The following is an 18963-nucleotide window of genomic DNA, read 5'->3' as shown; positions in this document are numbered from 1 at the left end:
GCTAATGAATATGAAATATAGTGTTGGGCGAAAATTTAGAAGAGGAGCCTGGATTTCACTTCGCTTCACTCTGCCTTCTCTTTTTTCAGAACATAACTACCTGGAGCGTCCATCACTGATTTTAATGGCAATTGGTTAAAATCAGGAGCGGGTATGAGTTTCCCTGAATGATTTTTTAACCATTTTAACCATTCTGGCCACCAAGAGCCTGGATGCTCTGTGGCTTGCTCAAGCCATTGTTCTGCATGGGCAGGGGAATGATTATTGACCTTATAGCCGTATTTTTTCATTTCAGGTGAATTGATAATTCCTGCTATATGTCCAGACCCACCAAGTACAAAACGTTTGGGGCCATTCATAAGTTGAAAGCCCAAATAAGTAGTTTTCCATGGAGCGATATGATCTTTTTCGGTAGAGAGGAAAAAGGTTGGTATATCAATGGCACTGATGTCAATTGGGGTATGATTGAGATGGATTTTACCTGGTTTTATCAGATCATTATGCAAATACATCCATCTTAAATATTGGGAATGCATTGTTGCTGGCATGTTGGTGGAATCTGAGTTCCAATACAATATGTCAAAAGGAACCGGGTTTTTACCGCGCAGATAATTTTTAATAAAGAAAGACCAAATTAAGTCATTTGCCCGGAGTGAGTTAAAACTTGAGGCCATGAATTTTCCGGCAAGATAACCTTTAGACTTCATTTCATCTTCCAGTTTTGCGATTTGTTGTTCATCAATAAAAACAGCAATATCACCTGGATCACTAAAATCAATCATAGACGCCAAAAAGGTTGCACTGCGAATGGAGTTGTCTTGTCGTGCTTTATTATAAGCAAGTAACATGGATAGAAGTGTTCCCCCAATACAAAAGCCCATAGTATTAACCTGCTTTATACCGAGTTGCTTTTGAATCATACTAATCGCGGTTAAAGGTCCTTCATTTAAATAGTCGTATAAACTTTTATGAGAGAAATTTGAACCTGGATTAACCCAAGAAATGATAAAAACAGTAATTCCTTGTTTGACTAACCACCCAACAAGCGAATTATGTGGACTTAAATCGAGAATATAATATTTGTTTATCCAGGGGGGGATAATAAGAAGAGGAATAGACTTTACTTTAGTGGTTTGAGGTGTATATTGAATCAGCTCCATTAGGCTGTTACGAAAGACTACCTTTCCCGGAGTAATGGCAAGGTTTTTACCGAGCTGGAATGCCTCAGTATCTGTCATTTTAATCATGAGACGCGGGGAGCCAACTTCTAGATCAGAAAGTAAATTATGAAGCCCATGCAATAAATTTTTGCCATGACTTTTCAATGTTTCATCCATGATCTGAGGATTAGTATGAAGAAAATTAGCTGGGGATAGTGCATCTAAATATTGCTTGGTAAAAAATTGGAGACGCTTCGCGGTATTTTTATCAGGGTATTCTATCCGTTGAAATAAAGTATTCATATGTTGACTGGCTAAAAGGTAATGCTGAGTTAACATATTAAAAAAAGGATTGTTTATCCAGTCTTCTTCATGAAAGCGTGGATCATTGATGGGCATGGGAGTCCCATTTAACCAATATTGTAGTTGGGTTTGTGCTAAATTAAATGCGTCTTTCCAGTATGCGAGTTGCATTTCCCAAATTTTTTCAGGATTCTGCAGAAGGATACTCATTACATTTTGGAAATGTTCCGTTAGCTCAATATACTGATTGATTATTGCAGGAACTTGTAAAGGAGTTTCTTTTATATCAGAAATTATTTGCAGACTTTTAGCTGCTATAGCCTGTAGTAACTCACCAAGCTCTTTGTCATGGGTCATCCTAACTCCTGTGGACAAATAATTTTATGTACTATTTTGGTTTGTTTATCGTTATGGATCAAGAGTTGTGTGCCTGGAAAATTTATTATTTACCAATCTCTCGTTCTTCCTTCATACCAAAAATAACCGCTTTCTTTTTTCTTGTTAACCAATTCAAAGAGTTCGCATGCCGTATCCAAAGGCAGTTTTGGGGCGTTATTTTTTCCCATATCCGTCCTTACCCAACCGGGGTCAAAACTTGAGACAGTAACTCCAGGTAGTCTCTTGGCTAAGAGTAGAGTATACATGTTGACGCAGGATTTTGACATTTTGTAATGAGGCACTGATGCAGAATCATTTGAACTAAAAGTCCCCCATCCTGAAGAGATGTTAATTATTTGGGCATCAGGATTTAACTTTGGAATGCATTGTTCAGTTAATTCAATAGTTCCGAAGACATTAACAGAAAATGTTTCTTTTAACTGACACATGTTAATTTTTACTTCACCCCAATCTTCTAGGAGGATGGCTGCATTATTAATTAATACATCAAATTTTGGTAATTGGTCAGCAAAATGATTAATTTGTTCTGAATTCATCAAATTAAGCGGATGAATTGTTAGATTCTTGTGTTTTAGAGGGGTATCACCATGTGTTGAAGTTCCAATAACGAGCCATCCATTCATTAAAAAAATTTTGGCTGTTTCTAGTCCTATCCCTCGACTAATTCCTGTAATTACAAGAGTATTCACAGTCTGTTTTCTCCCATAAAGCACCTTTGTAACTCCATTGCTTTTAAGTTAAGAACTCGTTCTCTTGCCAACGTTCCGCGACTTATTCTTGGGAAGCTAATGATATGGCTTAATGACAACACTCTGTAACCTGGATGAAGCAAAGCGGAACCCAGAGAACCTTATCCATTAAAACCTTGGGTTTTGCTGCGCTACACCCATCCTGCACATGCATTTTGTTACTACACATCAATGTTTGAAGTGGCGGATTCCGGTGAATACCATAATTATTCCATGTTCTTCAGCGCAAGCGATAATTTGTGCATCTCTGATTGAACCGCCTGGTTGAATAATAGCAGAAATTCCGGCTTCTGCAGCAATCTCTACTGTATCCGGAAAAGGAATAAATGCGTCAGAAGCCATGACTGAACCGCGGGGAGCAAATCCCATTTGTGCTGCTTGCCAAAGGCCAATACGAGCACTCATAACGCGGCTGGTTTGACCACCTCCGATACCAATTGTTGCTGCATCTTTAGCATAAACAATTGCATTGGATTTCACATGTTTTACTGCAAGCCAGGCAAACATTAAATCATTCATTTGCTGTTCAGATGGTTTGTCCTGGGTCATGACTTTAAATTCATAACTTCCTAGTGAAAGAGAGTCATGTTCTTGTACCAGCAAGCCCCCATCAACTTTTTTCATGTTCAAACGAAATGCATCATTTTGTTTCCAGGCTCCAGTTGATAAGACACGAATATTTTCTTTACTGGCAAGAATTTTTTTTGCCTCATCACTGATCTCAGGAGCTAGAATGACTTCTACAAACTGGTTGTCAAGAATGGTTTTTGCGGTAATACCATCCAATTTTTGGTTAAAAGCAATGATACCACCGTAGGCCGATGTTGGATCACATTGAAAAGCCTTAAGATAAGCATTAAGAGGAGAATCACTTATAGCAATACCACAAGGGTTTGCATGCTTGATAATAACACAAACGGGTTTTTCGCAAGAAAATGATTTAGCGCAATCCAACGCCGCATCAGCATCTAGAATGTTGTTATAGGATAACTGCTTGCCTTGAATCAATTGAGCAGAACCTAATGAGCCGGATGAAACTTTTTTATCAACATAAAAAGCAGCTTGCTGGTGGGGATTTTCTCCATAGCGTAGGTCGGTTATTTTATTAAATTGGCATGTTAGTACTTCTGGGAAACCACAGGGAGTGTACTGTGCATCTAAAGTGGTCAGATAATTTGTAATTGCTGCATCATAAGCGGCAGTATGAGCAAAAGCTTTTTTGGCTAGGGTGAATCCCCAATCTGAAGGAACTTTTTGGCTTTTTAAGTAGTGAATGAGTTCGGCATAATCTTCTGGGTTTACTACTACAAAAGTGTTTGCATGATTTTTAGCTGCTGAGCGAATCATGGCGGGTCCGCCGATATCAATATTTTCTATAGCCTCATTGAAATTACAGTCAGGTCGACTAATAGTTTGTTCAAATGGATATAGATTAATTACCAGTAAATCGATGGGTTTGATGGAGTGTTCTTTGAGCGTTTTTTCATCTTTTTTCCCACGTGCGAGTAAACCTGCATGAATGGCAGGATGCAAAGTTTTTACTCGGCCATCGAGCATTTCGGGAAAGCCCGTACATTCACTAACATCGATGACTGGCAATTTATGTTCTTTGAGTAATGCTGCAGTATTTCCCGTTGCGACAAGCTCCACGCCCATTTGATGAAGTACTTTGCCCAAGTCCACTATACCTCGTTTATCGGAAACACTAAGCAGGGCTCTTTGGGGTTTAAAGGCAGAGAATGCATATTCTTGAACCATTATAATTTCCTTAACTAAGTGTAATCTGGGTGAGGCGCCGCGGAATCCGGAACATTCAGAGTATCATCTCAGGTTAATGTTTTTGCACTACCAATAAAAACAATGACAATTTAATCTGTTTTATGGGTAAAGGCCAATAATGACCATCCATTAAGGTTTTCCTGATGAATCGCAGTAAACATTGGCGCATATGTTTCAATGAGCTTAAACGCTTGTTCTTCCAATATTCCTGATACAATAAGCATCCCTTTAGGGGTTAGCAATTGTTGAAAGCGTTCTTTCAGGGTAATTAATGGAGCCAACAAAATGTTTGCAATAATCAAATCTACAGGCTCGTGTACTACCTCGGGCATGCTAACTAATAATTTGTGTTCATCAAGTTTGTTTGCCAATGCATTATTTTGAGTCGCTTGCAGAGCTTGTTGATCGATATCTACTGCATGTACTTTTGCTGCCCCTAACTTTAATGCAGCCAAAGAAAGAATACCTGAGCCACAACCGTAATCAATCACTGATTTATTTTGTAAATCAGCTTGTTCCAGCCAGGTTAAACATAAAGCAGTCGTAGGATGGGTTCCAGTACCAAATGCCAAACCTGGGTCTAACATTAGGTTAACCGCATCGGGTTCAGGTGGAGTTGACCAAGTAGGGCAGATCCAGAGCCGTTTGCCAAAGCGTTGTGGTTTGAAATCATCCATCCAAGCTCTTTCCCAATCCTTATCTTCCAGAACTTCTAAAGTGCATGTTAATTTAGGATACGCTTGCATTAAGTGATCACGAGTATGTTGTGCCTGGAACACTTCTGAAAATAAAGCCTGAATAACAACTTCAGGCCATAATGGTGTTGTTCCTGGTTCAGGCTCAAGAACAGGATTGTCATTTTTATCGGTGAGCATAATGGACAGCGCACCGAATTCTTCTAACTCCTCGCTAAGCAGTTCTATTTCTTGGCTTGGACAATGTTCTATTTTTAATTGAAACCACACAGCATTAATCCTTCAGCATTTTTTCCAGATAGTGAATATTAGTACCACCTGCAATAAAAGATTGGTCATGGAAAATACGCTGATGTAATTCAATATTGGTTTTTATACCGTCAATAATGATTTCATCGAGCGCGTTTCGCATTCTTGCAATGGCTTCAGCACGAGTTTCTCCATAACTAATCAGCTTGCCTATCATGGAATCGTAATTTGGCGGAACGGTATAGCTACTATAAATATGAGAATCAAAGCGAATACCAGGGCCACCGGGTTGATGTAATAATTTTATTGTTCCTGGCGAAGGCATAAAGGTCTTTGCATCTTCAGCATTAATTCGGCATTCAATTGCATGACCATGCAGTTTTATGTCTTCCTGGGTCAGTGTCATCGGTATATCACTGGCAATTTTGATTTGCTCTTTAATCAAATCAATTCCAGTAATCATTTCAGTCACAGGATGTTCAACCTGGATTCGAGTATTCATTTCAATAAAATAAAAACATCCATCTTGATATAGGAATTCAAAAGTTCCTGCACCACGATATTGCAGCTCTTGGCACGCTTTGACTACAGAGGCACCAATTTTATTTCTCAGTTCAACACTAATTCCGGGAGCCGGTGCTTCCTCTACTACTTTTTGATGTCGTCTTTGCATCGAACAATCACGCTCACCAAGATGAATGGCTTTACCTTTACCATCTCCAAGCACTTGGAATTCAATATGGCGTGGATTTTCGAGGAATTTTTCCATGTACACAATGGGGTTATTAAATGCAGCTTTGGCTTCACTACGGGTAAGTGCTATGGCATTAAGCAGATTTGCTTCAGTATGCACAACACGCATACCTCGTCCGCCGCCACCTCCTGCAGCTTTAATGATAACTGGATAACCAATTTTTCGAGCGATTTCCAGATTTAGCTGATCATCATCAGATAATGGACCGTCTGATCCAGGAACACAAGGAACTCCGGCTGCTTTCATCGCATTGATAGCAGACACCTTATCCCCCATGAGGCGAATGGTCTCACCTCGAGGACCAATAAAACGAAATCCACTCTGTTCTACTACTTCTGCGAAATCAGCATTTTCAGAAAGAAACCCATAACCAGGATGAATTGCTACAGCATCAGTAATTTCAGCAGCAGAAATAATCGCAGGAATGTTGAGGTAACTTTTTTGTGCTGGAGCAGGGCCTATGCATACAGTTTCATCTGCGAGACGAACATGCAATAAATCTTTATCTACATCTGAATGTACGGCTACAGTCTGAATGCCAAGCTCTTTACATGCACGCAAAATGCGAAGAGCGATTTCACCTCTGTTGGCAATAACAATTTTACTGAGCATGGATGCATCCTCTATTCTATGACAAACAGGACCTGATCGTATTCAACAGGTTCACCATTAGCGACAAGTATTTCTACGATTTTACCGGCGCGATCCGCTTCAATTTCATTAAACATTTTCATTGCTTCAACAATACACAAAACATCACCTGCTTTGACTGTTTGGCCAAGGCTTACAAAAGGAGGACTTTCTGGCGATGGTGAAGTGTACATTGTACCCACCATAGGAGAACGAACTTTGTGGCCTGAGACCGTAGGTACGGGTTTACTTTCATGGTGTGAAGGTATTGCAGGAGCAGGAATACTATTCACAGCAGGATGTGGCTCCTGGTGTGGTGTAGGAGAAGAAACATAGCGAACCTGAGGAGGTTCTACTGCTGGTACGCTGCTATGACGGCTTAGTCTCAGCGATTCTTCACCTTCTTTAATTTCAATTTCAGAAATGCCAGTTTCTTCCAGCAATTCAATTAATTTTCTGATTTTACGAATGTCCATTATTTGATTCTCTTTCAATAATTGATGTTAATGCTAATGAATATCCTTGCGCACCCAAACCACTGATAGTACCTTTTGCAATATCTGAGAAGTAGGAATGGTGGCGAAAAGGTTCGCGGGAATAAATGTTACTGATATGTACTTCAATAAATGGGATTGCAACAGCACATAAGGCATCCCTTAAAGCCACGCTGGTATGTGTAAATCCTGCGGGATTAAAAATTATATAATTTATTTTGTCGATACTGGCTTGGTGAATTACTTGAATTAAATCTGCTTCAGAATTGCTTTGATAGCAGTTTAATGCAAATCCTGCTTTTGTTGCTTCTTTGATTAGACGAGAATTGATATGATCTAATGTTGTAGCTCCATAAATTGAAGGTTCTCGAGTTCCCAAGAGGTTCAAATTTGGTCCATGCAAAACCAGAATTTTTTTCATGTTTTAGTTAGTATCGAGCAATTTTTTGCAGATTTTGCCTTATCTTCCTGAAATTGTCTATATATCTCCGAAGATATCTACATGATCTCTACTTTTTTTATATTCTTTTGTGGTTCATTATATCTGGTAAAAATTTGCTTACTTAGAACAGTAAAGTATGCAGTTTTTGCTTCTGCCAAGATATAAGGTCAATTTTCTTTGATTGCATGATTTTGTCAGAAAACAATAAGTCGATAAAATGAATTCATCTTTTATGAAAATCACGCCATTCTATAAAATATTTGGAATAGAAAGATTTTTTTTTTCATCACATCGATTTTTTCTAGGGTATGTTGTTAATCATCAAATAATAATTTCAAAAATTCTAAAATTATGCTAGCTTGGATAGGTTTTTAGAGTTATTGGTTGTGTTCACAGGTGTGACTCACTGTTGAAACCAATCAGGTTATTTGTAACTTGATTTTAAGGATTAATTGGTTTGGCAGGAGAAGAGTTGCTTTCAATTTAGATTAAGTTGCAAAGAAGGAGTGGGTTTCCATGCATCATAATTACTATTTATCTCCCTTGGCTGTTGCATTGGCTTTAGGAATAACATCTTCTGCGAGAGCCGCAGAACCTATGCCTTTACAGAAGGCATCTCTTGAGCAAGTAAAGCAAAAATTTGCTTTGACGACACAAGGTGTCGCAGTTGCTAAAGACAGTTTACGCTTTATAAGCGAACATACTGACAGTAATAAAGTAACTCATGTTCGTATGCAACAACAATATGTAGGATTTCCTGTTTATGGCGGTTATGCAATTATGCATAGCATGTACACAGCACAATCATTAACCAAAGCACAGTCAAATGTGGCAATGAATGGTGTTATTTATAAAGGCCTGCAATCCGAATTAGGACAACCCGATGCTTCTTTTGTGAAAAACGCGGGTTCAGCGTTACAACAATTTAAAGCCAACTATGCAGGTAAAGATGTAAGTGATGAAAAAGTCACTCCCATGGTTTATATTGATGCTCAGCACAAAGCACATTGGGCTTATAAAGTGAGTGTTCTTGTTGTTCATAAAGATAAAATTCCAGAGCGCCCAACTGCAATTATTGACGCAGAAACTAACAAACCGTTTGTCCAATGGAATGATATAAAAACGGGCAAGAGATCGGTTAATGGAGCAGGTTTTGGTGGAAATAATAAAACAGGTTTCTATCAATATGGTGTCGACTTACCTTATCTCGATGTAACTCGAGATGCGGGTACTGAATCGTGCTTTATGGAGAATACCGATGTCAAAGTCATCGACATGGATCACCGATACAGTTCAAAGCGCAAAGCAATGAAATTCAATTGTCCAACCAATGACTCTAATATTTACCTCACTGGTTATAGAGGAGATGGTTATGACAAACAAAATGGAGCCGCTTCTCCAACAAATGATGCATTGTATGCAGGTCACGTAATTAATCATATGTATAAAGAATGGTATAACACGAATGCACTGAGTAATTCTGATGGTTCTCCCATGCAATTAGTTATGCGAGTTCACTATGGTGAAGGCTATGAGAATGCATATTGGGATGGCCAGCAAATGACCTTTGGTGATGGTGATACCATGATGTATCCGTTGGTTTCTTTGGGAGTAGGTGCACATGAAATCAGTCATGGTTTTACAGAACAACACTCTAACCTTGAATATTATGGCCAATCAGGTGGTATGAATGAGGCGTTTTCTGACATGGCAGCTCAAGCAGCAGAGTATTATTCAGTAAATAAGAGCACCTGGCAAATCGGCGGCGAGATCATGAAAGAAGACAGTGGCTGGGATGCATTACGTTATATGGATCAACCAAGCCGTGATGGTGAGTCTATTGATACTGCTGATGAGTATTATGGTGGTCTGGATGTTCATTACTCCAGTGGAGTATACAACCATTTATTCTACATACTCGCCAATCAACCTAGTTGGAATACCCGATTAGCTTTTGATGTTATGGTTAAAGCCAATATGGACTACTGGACACCTTATTCAAGCTTTGATGAAGGCGGCGAAGGTATAGTAAGTGCAATATCTGATCTGGTAGCCGGTGACCCGAACCATGAGAGATATCCTACAACTGCTATTTGTGACGTTAAAAAGTCATTAAATGAAGTTAAAATCACCACTAATATGGATGGTTGTAATTAATCTGCGTGGATAATAAAATCAGCCAGAAGTTTGCTTACAACTTCTGGCTGCTCCATGTGAATATGATGTCCACCATCTATTTTTTTAAGTGTAAGATTTTTTACCGCTTTAATTCGATTCTCAATGATTTCAGTATCAAAAGAAAATCCTCTGCTGGATAATACTAAATAAGTTTTTGCAGTAATTTCTTGTAAGCAAGAAAGTATTTGGGGTTCTGTCATACGTAAAGGTGAGCGTACTAACAATCGTTGATCATGCCGCCAATAAAATTTACCTTGTTTTTCTATTAAGCTTCGTTCACAAAGAATTTTTGCAATGTCTAAAGAAACATATCCTTTAAAGGCGCGTGCAAGAGCGGCGCTATTTATACTGTCATATCCTTTTGATTTTTTGCTTTTTTGAGCAAGAAAAGAGACATAATCTCTTAATTGCTGGCATGCAGTTTCTGCAGGATGAGAAAATGGTCCTAAACCCTCAATCAGGCTTAGAGAAAGGAATCGTTCGGGGAGTACACCTCCAACCAAGCTTGCTAGACAAGCGCCCATTGAATGTCCTAATAGATGGAGTTTATCAAGTTTTAGTGCATTGATTAGTTCAATAACCACAAAAATACCATCAAAAAAATGATAGTGGCATCCTTCAGGAAGATGCGAGGAGAAACCATGCCCAGGTAAATCAACGGCTATAAAATGAAAATCCTTCTCTAAATATGGGGCAAGGGGAGCAAAACTGTTTGCATTATCCAACCACCCATGTAGTGCTAGAATAGTCGGCTTATCGGGGTTCCCCCACGTCTTGCAGGCTATAGAAAAACCCGGAATGGTAAGATTTAATGTATTCATTTTATTTATTATTTTACTATTAGTAGTAGTAATCATTATATCTCTACCGCAAATAGGAGGGCTATAATTGATTATAGAATGAATAAGAATTTTTTACTGCGTCGTTTTACTTATTACATTCGCTTGCTATTTATAACTTTTAACTAAAGTGTGTGACTAAAGACTATGCAGTACAATTTATTTTATGCATTTAGTGTTATGCTTAATCCATGAACTTGAACAGAGTAAACTATGCAACAAGAAACACATAGCGTTTCATTAATTACTTACAATATTCATAAAGGTTTTGGTGTGGGTGCTGTACGCTTTTTACTTCCTAAAATGCGAGATGCCATTTCTAGCTTACAACCTGATTTTGTTTTTTTACAAGAAGTTCAAGGTGAACACATAAAACGGCAAAAGCGAATTAATGCTTGGCCTGATTCACCTCAATTTGAGTATATTGCGGAAAATATATGGCCCCATTATGTTTATGCAAAAAATGCCGTATATGAGTCAGGACATCATGGGAATGCAATTTTAAGTAAATATGCTTTTGAGCGATTTGAAAATGTTAATCTTGCAAACATACGCAGAGCCTCGAGAGGAATATTACACGCACAGCTGAAACTGGATAATCTCACTATTCATTTGTTATGTGTGCACTTGGGTCTTTTTAAAGCAGAGCGTATGGTGCAATGTAATGCTTTAATGCAACGCATAAAGGATGTCGTTCCACAAGATGAACCTCTGCTGATGGCTGGGGATTTCAATGATTGGCGTACAATAATTTCTAAGCCTTTGGCTGAAGACTTAAATATAGAAGAGGCTTTTGTTTCAGTGGAAGGCCAGCATGCACGCTCCTTTCCTGCAATCAAACCAGCGCTTTGCGTTGATCGCGTCTATTTTCGGGGTATGAAAGTTCAAGAAGTAGCTTGCTTACATGGCAAGCCTTGGCGAATGCTTTCTGATCATTTGCCACTTTATGCGCGTTTTGAATTGATTAAGCCCTTGTAGTTTAATTACCACAAAAAGCGTAGAGAGCGTGCAGCAGTGGCATATGATCAATTAAAAAGTTCAATTTTTGCTTCCCTTAACTTGTTCTAACTCTTTAGTTTAAAGATGTTGCAAACACTACAATAGTTCCTTGTTTAGGGGAGTACGAAAAATAATAATAAGAGAAAAAATGAAAAGAATGGCATAGCGATTTAAATAATAAAGGTAGTTTTAGATTTTTTATCTTCCAGTAACGAATCAAAACCTAAAAGCCAGTCTCGAAGCCCGCTACAAACAAGTAAATAAAACAAGATAATAATTTCACCAAAAGTAAACCTATAAAATAAAATGCAGTTAAATAACGTAATGGGCGGTAGATTTTAGGTATGTAATCATAGAAACCAAAACAGTGGCAATCCAGCAAAACAAAAGTAAAACATTAATAAATTAAGATCAGTAAATAGCCACTCTAAATTTGCTTCAAAATGAGTCTTGGAAAAATTATAAGCGTTCTATTCTATGATACTCCCTGGTATCCCCACTAAAATAAGAACGGGAACTTCAACTAGCGGACCAATGTGAGAACTCTCTCACTAAAAGGACTTACGAAAAACTCCAAGGTCGAGGCAAAAAATGTTTTTAATGAGGGAGTTTAGATATACTAAATGACCGAAGTAAAAACATTTTTTAACGAAGAGATTGGGGTTTTTCGTAAGTCCTGTCATCCAATTGCTTTTGCAGTTCAGACGACAATTGCGCCTTATTACGGCGTAATAGCGCCACAATATAGGGAATTAACGCGGCAGAACGATTGGCGTTATCAAAACCGTGCAAGACGCGACGCGGACTTTTTCCATCACCACATCACGATTTAATCTTTTCGGTGTAGAATCAATCTCCTTGCTCTCAGGAAAGCTTTTTAAATAAACCTTTTGGCCAATGTAATTGGCAATTTCTGTGATGGAAGAAGAAAAATCCGGCATATCAACTACCCCATAAGACACGCACCATGCTAGGTATAAAATTATACATAATAACCAAGCTTAAAGCAAAACAAGGATAACAAGAGTAAGTATTCGAAATCTCATGCAATGAATTATAATTATACAAGGCATGATAAATGAGAAATAATTTGAAAGCTCGCACAGAAAAAAATAACGGGTATCTTTATGTGATTAAACCGGGTTCTGAACCTTCTTCGAGCATTTTTGATGCCTTAGTCATTCATTTACAACAAGCTGGATTTTTAAATAATTTTGAAAAATCGATTGTTTTCAAACACAATGCAATTTATTTTCGACATAATTTAAATGAAATTAGTGCTTTTATTTCTGAATTTCTACCGCTGATATTAGATTTTAAAAAAGCAGGTGAACCCATTTCACTAGATGAAGAAACTGTGTTTGAAAAAAAATTTATCCAGGAAAAAGCGGGAATTGTTTTTGAGCGATGCGAAGAACCCGTCTCAGTCAAGCGAAGAAATAAAATTCGCGAAGCAAAGCATGATTTACAAAATTTGGATTTTGACAGTATTTCTGATAATAAAATTACTGAAATTAGCGGTAACTCGGCTTCCTCTGCAAAAGCACATTTGCTAAAAGGAATATCGGAACATCAAGGTGTCTGTATTGGCGAGACTCATTCTAAAGTTTTACATAAAAAATTTTTAGTAACTTCTATGCCTAGCTTTGCAGCCTCTGGAATCAAACAGTTATTTGTTGAGTTAGGATTTTATGATACTCAAACGGCTTTATACGAAAAATTTTTCCAAACAGGCTTATTACCCAAAGCATTATTAGCCGAATTAATTCGTCAGGATATCAGCAATCGTATTATAGTGGGAAAAAATTCCGATGATTTTTTATATAGCTATAGGACTAACCCCTATTCCAGTTTAGGTATTGTTGTCATGGCGCAAATGCTTGGTATACACATTACCCCCATCGATACCACTGAGGCTTATGATGGTATTACTGGTTATGCCAAAAAAAATGAAACTAAATTTTCGAAAAAGCGTGCCTTGGCAATGAATTTAACCGCTGCTGAAATTATTTCGCAAAGCCGCGAAAAATATTTCGCACTTGTGGGAGCCCACCATAATATTAGTATGAAAGAATTGAGAGCTCCTGGCGTTTCGGCGCTTCTTTCAATTCCAAACCTGGATTTAAGGGACATAACAGTGATGGATATTGAGGAAGATCCCTTTATTCGAGCCAGTTTAATCTATAACATTCATCGAGTTTTAATGGGTAAGCCAATCAAACCTTTGCAAGTGATTTCACCAGCACCACAAAATTATCTTGATTGTTTTAAACTAATCTATTTAACCGGACTAAAACGGGAGATAAAACAATTCTCGAATGAACCTAGGCTGGCCTGGTACCAAAAAAAATTAGAGAAGTTAGATTTCCTAAAAAAAATTGATGATATTTATCATTTATTTGAGGATATTATGCTCAAATTGGAAGATGAGGTGAATGAATATAAAGAGGCCTCCGCTCAAACTGCATCGAAAATTTTTCCTTTTTTATTAGAAAAATATTTAGAAGGTGAAGACTTGCGAGGCTCTGAGGTAAGAGAAACTAAATTTCCTGAGACAATTCCACTTTTATTAAACGCACCTGACTATAGTAAAACGCATGAAGAGTTTTATTCGTATAAAGGAGCGGATAATCATGAAGCGGTTGAACGCATTAAGCATATTTATGATGATTATGTATCAAAATTTACTGCTGTTCAGCTATCAACGATGGATAAAAAACAAAAATTTTTGGAAATTGGAGAATTAAAGATTGAATTTATAGATCTTATTAAATTTTTTACCAAAAACTGGAACCAGGATGATAAAACTCAATTATTTAATTTCATGCGAAAATGGGAAAATCAAAAAACCTTTTTAACTTATCATCGTGATAATAAGTTTTATAATTTATTTACCGCACCTAACACCTGGAATGAGGTAAAAGAAATTTTGAAAGGCGACTCGGGACTTGGCTCTTATTTTCGTCCCCAATACAAATAACCAATAGCAAGGTTTGGTTGTTCATTATTATACGCCTCAGCACAATAGGTCTTTGAAGGCGACATCCGTGCCTGTTTTGATCAAATCAGGAATAGCCCTTCCTATAGAAATATTGATCCGTCAGTTAAATCAAAAAATAGCGGGCTGGACTAACTACTACAAAGGAGTATCGTCAAAAGTATTCGCAAAAATCGACTTTGAAATCTACTCAGCCCTAGAAAACTGGTGCTTGAAAAGACACGGCAGAAAATGATGTGGTCTAATTGATTTGGACACTCCAGTTAAGAGATAATTTGTTTAATTGGAGGTCAAAATCAATTAGACCACATCAAACCTTAATGGTCACTCTAGCGACTATCCATTAAGGAATATCTACCGGGGTTGTGAGCGTTGGCGAGTATGTAGAGTTAAATGTGGAACCCAGGAGATCCATTAGTCGAAGGGGAAGCGTATTGAGAAATTGAGTGAATGATCAAAAGGAGTCTATATGAAGTTACGAGTAAGTACATGCAAAAATTACCTTGCATCTATTTATTGATTTTAGAAAACTCCTGAACTAATACTTTTTTGGGGATTGGTTCAATGTAATGAACCTTCCCCAAAAGAAAGATCATTCCATATTGTTGTTGTATTCACCTACACAGGCCAGGCTATTCAAACGAGCACGTTTTAATAATGCTTCTTGTGCTTTAGCAATATTGGCCTTATTTCCACCCCAGGCAGCTAAACAATCTTCTTGTAATGCTCTACCGAAAGAAAAACTGAGCAACCAAGGTTGATGGTCGATGCTATTAATCGCATTTAAATTTGCTGTAGCTTGTTGTGGCGTTTGTCCACCAGATAAGAAATTAATTGTTGGTACAGCAGCAGGTACATTATTACGGAATACACCGATTGTGTAGTCAGCAATTTCATCAGGTTCACTAAAAGGGCTATGCGCTTTACCACAGGTCACCATGCTGGGTTTTAAAATAATATGTTCTAATTCAACTTGGTGGATAAATAAAGCGTGGAATAACTCATGCAGCACAATTTCACATACTTCTGCACAATGTTCGATGCTGTGGTCTCCATCCATAAGTACTTCAGGTTCAACGATGGGAACAATTCCTGCTTCTTGGCAAGCTGCAGCATAACGAGCCAGATTTTCCGCCCCTGTTTTAACCGCAGTTAAACTGGGGGTAAATTCAGAAATTGAATAAACATTTCGCCATTTAGCGAATTTTGCACCTAATTTTTTAAAATGTTGCAAACGTTCGGATAATCCATCTAAACCTTGAGTAACTTGTTCCTTTTCAGTATTGGCTAAAGTAACTAATCCTTTATCAACTTTGATGCCAGGGACGATACCTTTATCAGCAAATAGTTTAGGAATAGGGGTTCCATGCTCATCAGTTTGGCTAAAGGTTTCTTCAAATAAAATAACCCCGTTGATATATTGTTCCAAATCGGTTGTAGTTGCGAGCAGAAGTCTATAATCCCTGCGGTTTTCTTCAGTATTTTCAATACCAATTGAAGCAAAACGCTTTCCTATAGTTGAATTGCTTTCATCTGCAGCTAAGATTCCTTTACCTTCTTGCAGTATTTGTTCCATGGTATTAGAGAGTTCTTCATAATTCATATTGTGTTTGCTCCTGATTGATTATTATCTAGATATATATTTCTCACGAATAATATGTTGCATGGCAAAACCCTGTTCTTTTAACGAATTAAATGCTTCGTCGATCATACTGGGATTTCCACATAAATAAATGACATCACGTTGAGGATCAAGGTTTAGTGTAGGAAAGGCATGTTGTACGTACCCATTGTACTCATTTTCATTTAACTCATGTGCTGCCTGCCTGCTTAGATAGGGTCTAAATGTAGCTCTAGGATATTTTTGAGAAAACGCATAAAACTCGTTGGCATAGAGAATTTCTTCCCGTCTTTGTACTCCTTGCAGAATGACCACCTCGAGCGCAGGATGTTGTTCCATGAGTGTACCCAGTTCTTGAAGCATTGCTCGATAGGGGGTAACTCCTGTGCTGGTAGCAACCAGGATAAATCGTGCGGGTATATCCTCCTTGATAATTAAGCGACCATAGGGTCCGCTGCTCTGAATAGTGTCTCCAGGTTTTAAATTATAAAGAAATTCGGTGCCCGGGCCATTTGCAAAATAACCGGCTGCAATTTCAATTTGATTATCTTGTTTTGGCGCATTGGCTATACTATAACTACGTTTTAACGATTTTCCTTGATGTTCAAAGTGAATGGTAATAAATTGTCCAGGTAAATAATTAAAATAGGGTGCAACTTCGCAATTAAAAATGAAGTGTTTTACTTTAGGAGAGATCATAAATGATTCTTTTAAAGTGATGGGGAATGTATTTATTTGCATGACGAATATCAACTTTACCGTAAAAACTAGAGATTATAACTCTGAACTAAAGTTAATATAAGCAAAAAATTATGCATTACACGTTTTAACGGCATATAATTATATTATGAATACACCAGATCTTATCACAATTATAGGCAATTTAAGCCGTTCTTTATACCCGGTGCAGCATTTAATTAGTGGGGGTGCGTACATACTGGGCATTTTATTTTTTTTGACCGCTATTTCCAAACTAAGAAAAATTGCAGATCACAGGGCGCAATCTTCCTCGCAGGAAAAAATGTATACCCCGATGATGTACTTATTATTTGGAGCGATTCTCCTTTATTTACCTACTGCCCTAGATGCTATGGCTAACACAACTTTTGGAGTAGGTAACATTTTAACTTATACATCATATAACCCCTCAAATATATTCAGTTCTATGGGCTTGTTGATTCAAACAGCAGGGGTATTATGGTTTGTTCGTGGGAGTGTATTGGTAGCACAGTCGAGTCAGCCAGGGACTCAGCATGGACCTAAAGGTTTGGCATTTATAATTGCAGGAGTATTGGCAATGAATTTTGATAACACCATCGCCATGCTAAATTACACGATAAGTTCTTTGGTTCGTTGGACTATGGCAATTACAGCAAGCCAAGGATATTAGCGGCCTCTAAATCTCTTCTCCACAGATTCTTAAGTTATTTGCTTTGGCAAAATCAATAATGGATTGATACAACAGGGGACTTGATTCTTTAAGTTTTGGATCAAGCAAAACGCATTGGTATCCCTCACTATTTACACTGGGCCGTAACAGGGGCGAATAATGAATGCGGCTGTTCTTAAAGCTTGCTAGCGAACCACTCATCCTTTCTGCCCAATCGCTGGGTCGAAAAGTTTTTCCTTGGTCAGTTATTCCTTCTATAATAATTGTCTTATTTTTAGGTGTAGCCATAGCTTATTATACAATATAAATACAGTATGCTAAGTATACCATCATATGCGGGCTGCTGTACTGTAATTTATCCATTTTTTACAGAAATAAATTTGTGTTAATTTGGTTTTCAAAAGTAATTTTTATCCCTATTATGTCAACATATTTTATTTGGCATTTTTTAAAAGGTTATTAAGAATGGAAAAAGAAAGTCATTCTGGAATTTATCTGTTACCTAATCTGTTTACTACAGCCAGTCTGTTCGCAGCATTTTATTCCCTTGTAGCATCGATGAAAGGGCAATTTGAAGCTTCGATCATCGCTATTTTTATTGGTATGATTGCCGATGGTTTGGATGGGCGAGTTGCGCGCTTAACTCATACACAGACTGAGTTTGGTGCTGAATATGACAGCTTATCCGATATGGTCACATTTGGCGTTGCGCCATCATTATTGGTATATAATTTAATTTTAAATCAGTTAGGAAAGGTAGGCTGGCTGGTTGCTTTCGTTTATACAGCCGCCGTTGCTCTGCGATTAGCGCGCTTTAATACCCAGCTTGAAACAGCAGATAAGCGATATTTTCAGGGGTTACCTTGCCCACCAGCTGCTGCTGTAATGGCTTCTTTTGCCTGGTTATGCTTTCAAAATGAATGGCAGAATATGTTCGTTGCCATATTAACTGCGATTTTATCATCAGTTGTTTCAGGTTTAATGGTTTCTAACTTTCGTTATTACAGTTTTAAGGAAATCGATTTTAAGGGAAAAGTTCCATTCCTGTACATCCTGGTGATGATTATTTTGTTTGTAGCCATTGCTGCAAATCCTTCAGTGGTTTTATTTGTCAGTTTTACTGTTTATGCATTATCTGGATTGCTTATGACTTTACTAGCTTTGCATAAAATGAGAAAGCAACGAAAGAATATTGAAAAGTAAAAGTAATTCAAATGAACTACAAAAAAATCAGTGAACATTTTTAGGATTGATTTTCAGAAAGGATCATTATTTCAATCCTAA

General features: G+C 37.7%; 18 protein-coding genes. 6 read left to right on the top strand and 12 right to left on the bottom strand.

Going from position 1 to position 18963, the window contains the following annotated elements:
- Nucleotides 1-65 precede the first annotated feature (65 nt).
- The 7 genes from ELY20_RS13095 to aroQ all read right to left on the bottom strand — a co-directional run bounded on the left by ELY20_RS13095 (nt 66) and on the right by aroQ (nt 7633).
- Complete coding sequence (locus ELY20_RS13095) at nt 66-1820, bottom strand: PHA/PHB synthase family protein (RefSeq protein ID WP_110142919.1); 1755 nt, start codon at nt 1818-1820, stop codon at nt 66-68.
- 89 nt (nt 1821-1909) lie between these two features.
- Nucleotides 1910-2551 (bottom strand): SDR family NAD(P)-dependent oxidoreductase, encoded by a 642-nt coding sequence (locus ELY20_RS13090; RefSeq protein ID WP_110142968.1) that lies wholly within the window; start codon nt 2549-2551, stop codon nt 1910-1912.
- Nucleotides 2552-2779: 228 nt separating this feature from the next.
- Nucleotides 2780-4369, bottom strand: coding sequence for a bifunctional phosphoribosylaminoimidazolecarboxamide formyltransferase/IMP cyclohydrolase (purH, locus tag ELY20_RS13085; protein WP_110142920.1), 1590 nt, complete (start codon nt 4367-4369; stop codon nt 2780-2782).
- Nucleotides 4370-4479: 110 nt separating this feature from the next.
- On the bottom strand, nt 4480-5355 hold the full coding sequence (gene prmA, locus ELY20_RS13080; RefSeq protein WP_110142921.1) for a 50S ribosomal protein L11 methyltransferase: 876 nt from the start codon (nt 5353-5355) through the stop codon (nt 4480-4482).
- Nucleotides 5356-5359: 4 nt separating this feature from the next.
- Nucleotides 5360-6700 (bottom strand): acetyl-CoA carboxylase biotin carboxylase subunit, encoded by a 1341-nt coding sequence (gene accC, locus ELY20_RS13075; RefSeq protein ID WP_110142922.1) that lies wholly within the window; start codon nt 6698-6700, stop codon nt 5360-5362.
- Between the two features lie 11 nt (nt 6701-6711).
- Complete coding sequence (accB, locus tag ELY20_RS13070; protein WP_110142923.1) at nt 6712-7194, bottom strand: acetyl-CoA carboxylase biotin carboxyl carrier protein; 483 nt, start codon at nt 7192-7194, stop codon at nt 6712-6714.
- Complete coding sequence (gene aroQ, locus ELY20_RS13065; RefSeq protein ID WP_110142924.1) at nt 7181-7633, bottom strand: type II 3-dehydroquinate dehydratase; 453 nt, start codon at nt 7631-7633, stop codon at nt 7181-7183. The genes accB and aroQ overlap by 14 nt, the downstream gene beginning before the upstream one ends.
- A gap of 537 nt (nt 7634-8170) precedes the next feature.
- Here aroQ and proA point away from each other — a divergent pair.
- The gene (gene proA, locus ELY20_RS13060) at nt 8171-9811 is read left to right on the top strand and encodes a zinc metalloprotease ProA (protein ID WP_110142925.1); all 1641 of its coding nucleotides are present in this window, start codon (nt 8171-8173) and stop codon (nt 9809-9811) included.
- Here proA and ELY20_RS13055 read toward each other — a convergent pair.
- A complete protein-coding gene (locus ELY20_RS13055) occupies nt 9808-10653 on the bottom strand; it encodes an alpha/beta fold hydrolase (RefSeq protein WP_110142969.1) in 846 nt (281 codons plus the stop codon). The genes proA and ELY20_RS13055 overlap by 4 nt on opposite strands.
- Before the next feature lie 231 nt (nt 10654-10884).
- On the opposite strand from ELY20_RS13055, the gene ELY20_RS13050 reads away from it, so the two are divergent.
- Nucleotides 10885-11649, top strand: coding sequence for an endonuclease/exonuclease/phosphatase family protein (locus ELY20_RS13050; RefSeq protein ID WP_110142926.1), 765 nt, complete (start codon nt 10885-10887; stop codon nt 11647-11649).
- Nucleotides 11650-12422: 773 nt separating this feature from the next.
- Here ELY20_RS13050 and ELY20_RS13045 read toward each other — a convergent pair.
- Nucleotides 12423-12611, bottom strand: a complete 189-nt coding sequence (locus ELY20_RS13045) for a hypothetical protein (protein WP_110142927.1) — start codon at nt 12609-12611, stop codon at nt 12423-12425.
- A gap of 137 nt (nt 12612-12748) precedes the next feature.
- Between ELY20_RS13045 and ELY20_RS13040 the strand changes: the two genes are divergently transcribed.
- Together ELY20_RS13040 and ELY20_RS17200 are read left to right on the top strand one after the other, a co-directional pair.
- The gene (locus ELY20_RS13040; protein WP_110142928.1) at nt 12749-14650 is read left to right on the top strand and encodes a membrane-targeted effector domain-containing toxin; all 1902 of its coding nucleotides are present in this window, start codon (nt 12749-12751) and stop codon (nt 14648-14650) included.
- A 67-nt stretch (nt 14651-14717) separates the two neighbouring features.
- Complete coding sequence (locus ELY20_RS17200; protein ID WP_158618885.1) at nt 14718-14903, top strand: group II intron maturase-specific domain-containing protein; 186 nt, start codon at nt 14718-14720, stop codon at nt 14901-14903.
- Nucleotides 14904-15260: 357 nt separating this feature from the next.
- On the opposite strand, the gene ELY20_RS13030 is transcribed toward ELY20_RS17200, so the two are convergent.
- Both ELY20_RS13030 and ELY20_RS13025 read right to left on the bottom strand, forming a co-directional pair.
- Nucleotides 15261-16271 carry a class I fructose-bisphosphate aldolase gene (locus tag ELY20_RS13030; protein WP_110142930.1) on the bottom strand — a complete coding sequence of 337 codons (1011 nt, stop codon included), beginning with the start codon at nt 16269-16271 and terminating at the stop codon, nt 15261-15263.
- Between the two features lie 24 nt (nt 16272-16295).
- The gene (locus ELY20_RS13025) at nt 16296-17030 is read right to left on the bottom strand and encodes a ferredoxin--NADP reductase (RefSeq protein WP_110142931.1); all 735 of its coding nucleotides are present in this window, start codon (nt 17028-17030) and stop codon (nt 16296-16298) included.
- 106 nt (nt 17031-17136) lie between these two features.
- Between ELY20_RS13025 and ELY20_RS13020 the strand changes: the two genes are divergently transcribed.
- The gene (locus tag ELY20_RS13020) at nt 17137-17679 is read left to right on the top strand and encodes a type IV secretion protein IcmC (protein ID WP_110142932.1); all 543 of its coding nucleotides are present in this window, start codon (nt 17137-17139) and stop codon (nt 17677-17679) included.
- Between the two features lie 6 nt (nt 17680-17685).
- On the opposite strand, the gene ELY20_RS13015 is transcribed toward ELY20_RS13020, so the two are convergent.
- Nucleotides 17686-17967 (bottom strand): DUF3579 domain-containing protein, encoded by a 282-nt coding sequence (locus ELY20_RS13015; protein WP_110142933.1) that lies wholly within the window; start codon nt 17965-17967, stop codon nt 17686-17688.
- Nucleotides 17968-18144: 177 nt separating this feature from the next.
- On the opposite strand from ELY20_RS13015, the gene pssA reads away from it, so the two are divergent.
- Nucleotides 18145-18882, top strand: a complete 738-nt coding sequence (pssA, locus tag ELY20_RS13010) for a CDP-diacylglycerol--serine O-phosphatidyltransferase (RefSeq protein WP_110142934.1) — start codon at nt 18145-18147, stop codon at nt 18880-18882.
- The last annotated feature ends 81 nt before the right edge of the window (nt 18883-18963 follow it).

Origin of the sequence: Legionella qingyii, assembly GCF_003990155.1 — a bacterium.
Lineage (GTDB): Bacteria > Pseudomonadota > Gammaproteobacteria > Legionellales > Legionellaceae > Legionella > Legionella qingyii.
The sequence above is the reverse complement of the archived record's forward strand: the minus strand, read 5'-3'. Positions and strand labels throughout refer to the sequence as shown.

Coding starts and splice junctions, on each gene's coding strand:
- ELY20_RS13095 (WP_110142919.1), bottom strand. CDS start 1,820: ATGACCCATGACAAAGAGCTTGGTGAGTTACTACAGGCTATAGCAGCT.
- purH (WP_110142920.1), bottom strand. CDS start 4,369: ATGGTTCAAGAATATGCATTCTCTGCCTTTAAACCCCAAAGAGCCCTG.
- accC (WP_110142922.1), bottom strand. CDS start 6,700: ATGCTCAGTAAAATTGTTATTGCCAACAGAGGTGAAATCGCTCTTCGC.
- accB (WP_110142923.1), bottom strand. CDS start 7,194: ATGGACATTCGTAAAATCAGAAAATTAATTGAATTGCTGGAAGAAACT.
- aroQ (WP_110142924.1), bottom strand. CDS start 7,633: ATGAAAAAAATTCTGGTTTTGCATGGACCAAATTTGAACCTCTTGGGA.
- proA (WP_110142925.1), top strand. CDS start 8,171: ATGCATCATAATTACTATTTATCTCCCTTGGCTGTTGCATTGGCTTTA.
- ELY20_RS13055 (WP_110142969.1), bottom strand. CDS start 10,653: ATGAATACATTAAATCTTACCATTCCGGGTTTTTCTATAGCCTGCAAG.
- ELY20_RS13050 (WP_110142926.1), top strand. CDS start 10,885: ATGCAACAAGAAACACATAGCGTTTCATTAATTACTTACAATATTCAT.
- ELY20_RS13045 (WP_110142927.1), bottom strand. CDS start 12,611: ATGCCGGATTTTTCTTCTTCCATCACAGAAATTGCCAATTACATTGGC.
- ELY20_RS13040 (WP_110142928.1), top strand. CDS start 12,749: ATGAGAAATAATTTGAAAGCTCGCACAGAAAAAAATAACGGGTATCTT.
- ELY20_RS13030 (WP_110142930.1), bottom strand. CDS start 16,271: ATGAATTATGAAGAACTCTCTAATACCATGGAACAAATACTGCAAGAA.
- ELY20_RS13025 (WP_110142931.1), bottom strand. CDS start 17,030: ATGCAAATAAATACATTCCCCATCACTTTAAAAGAATCATTTATGATC.
- ELY20_RS13020 (WP_110142932.1), top strand. CDS start 17,137: ATGAATACACCAGATCTTATCACAATTATAGGCAATTTAAGCCGTTCT.
- ELY20_RS13015 (WP_110142933.1), bottom strand. CDS start 17,967: ATGGCTACACCTAAAAATAAGACAATTATTATAGAAGGAATAACTGAC.
- pssA (WP_110142934.1), top strand. CDS start 18,145: ATGGAAAAAGAAAGTCATTCTGGAATTTATCTGTTACCTAATCTGTTT.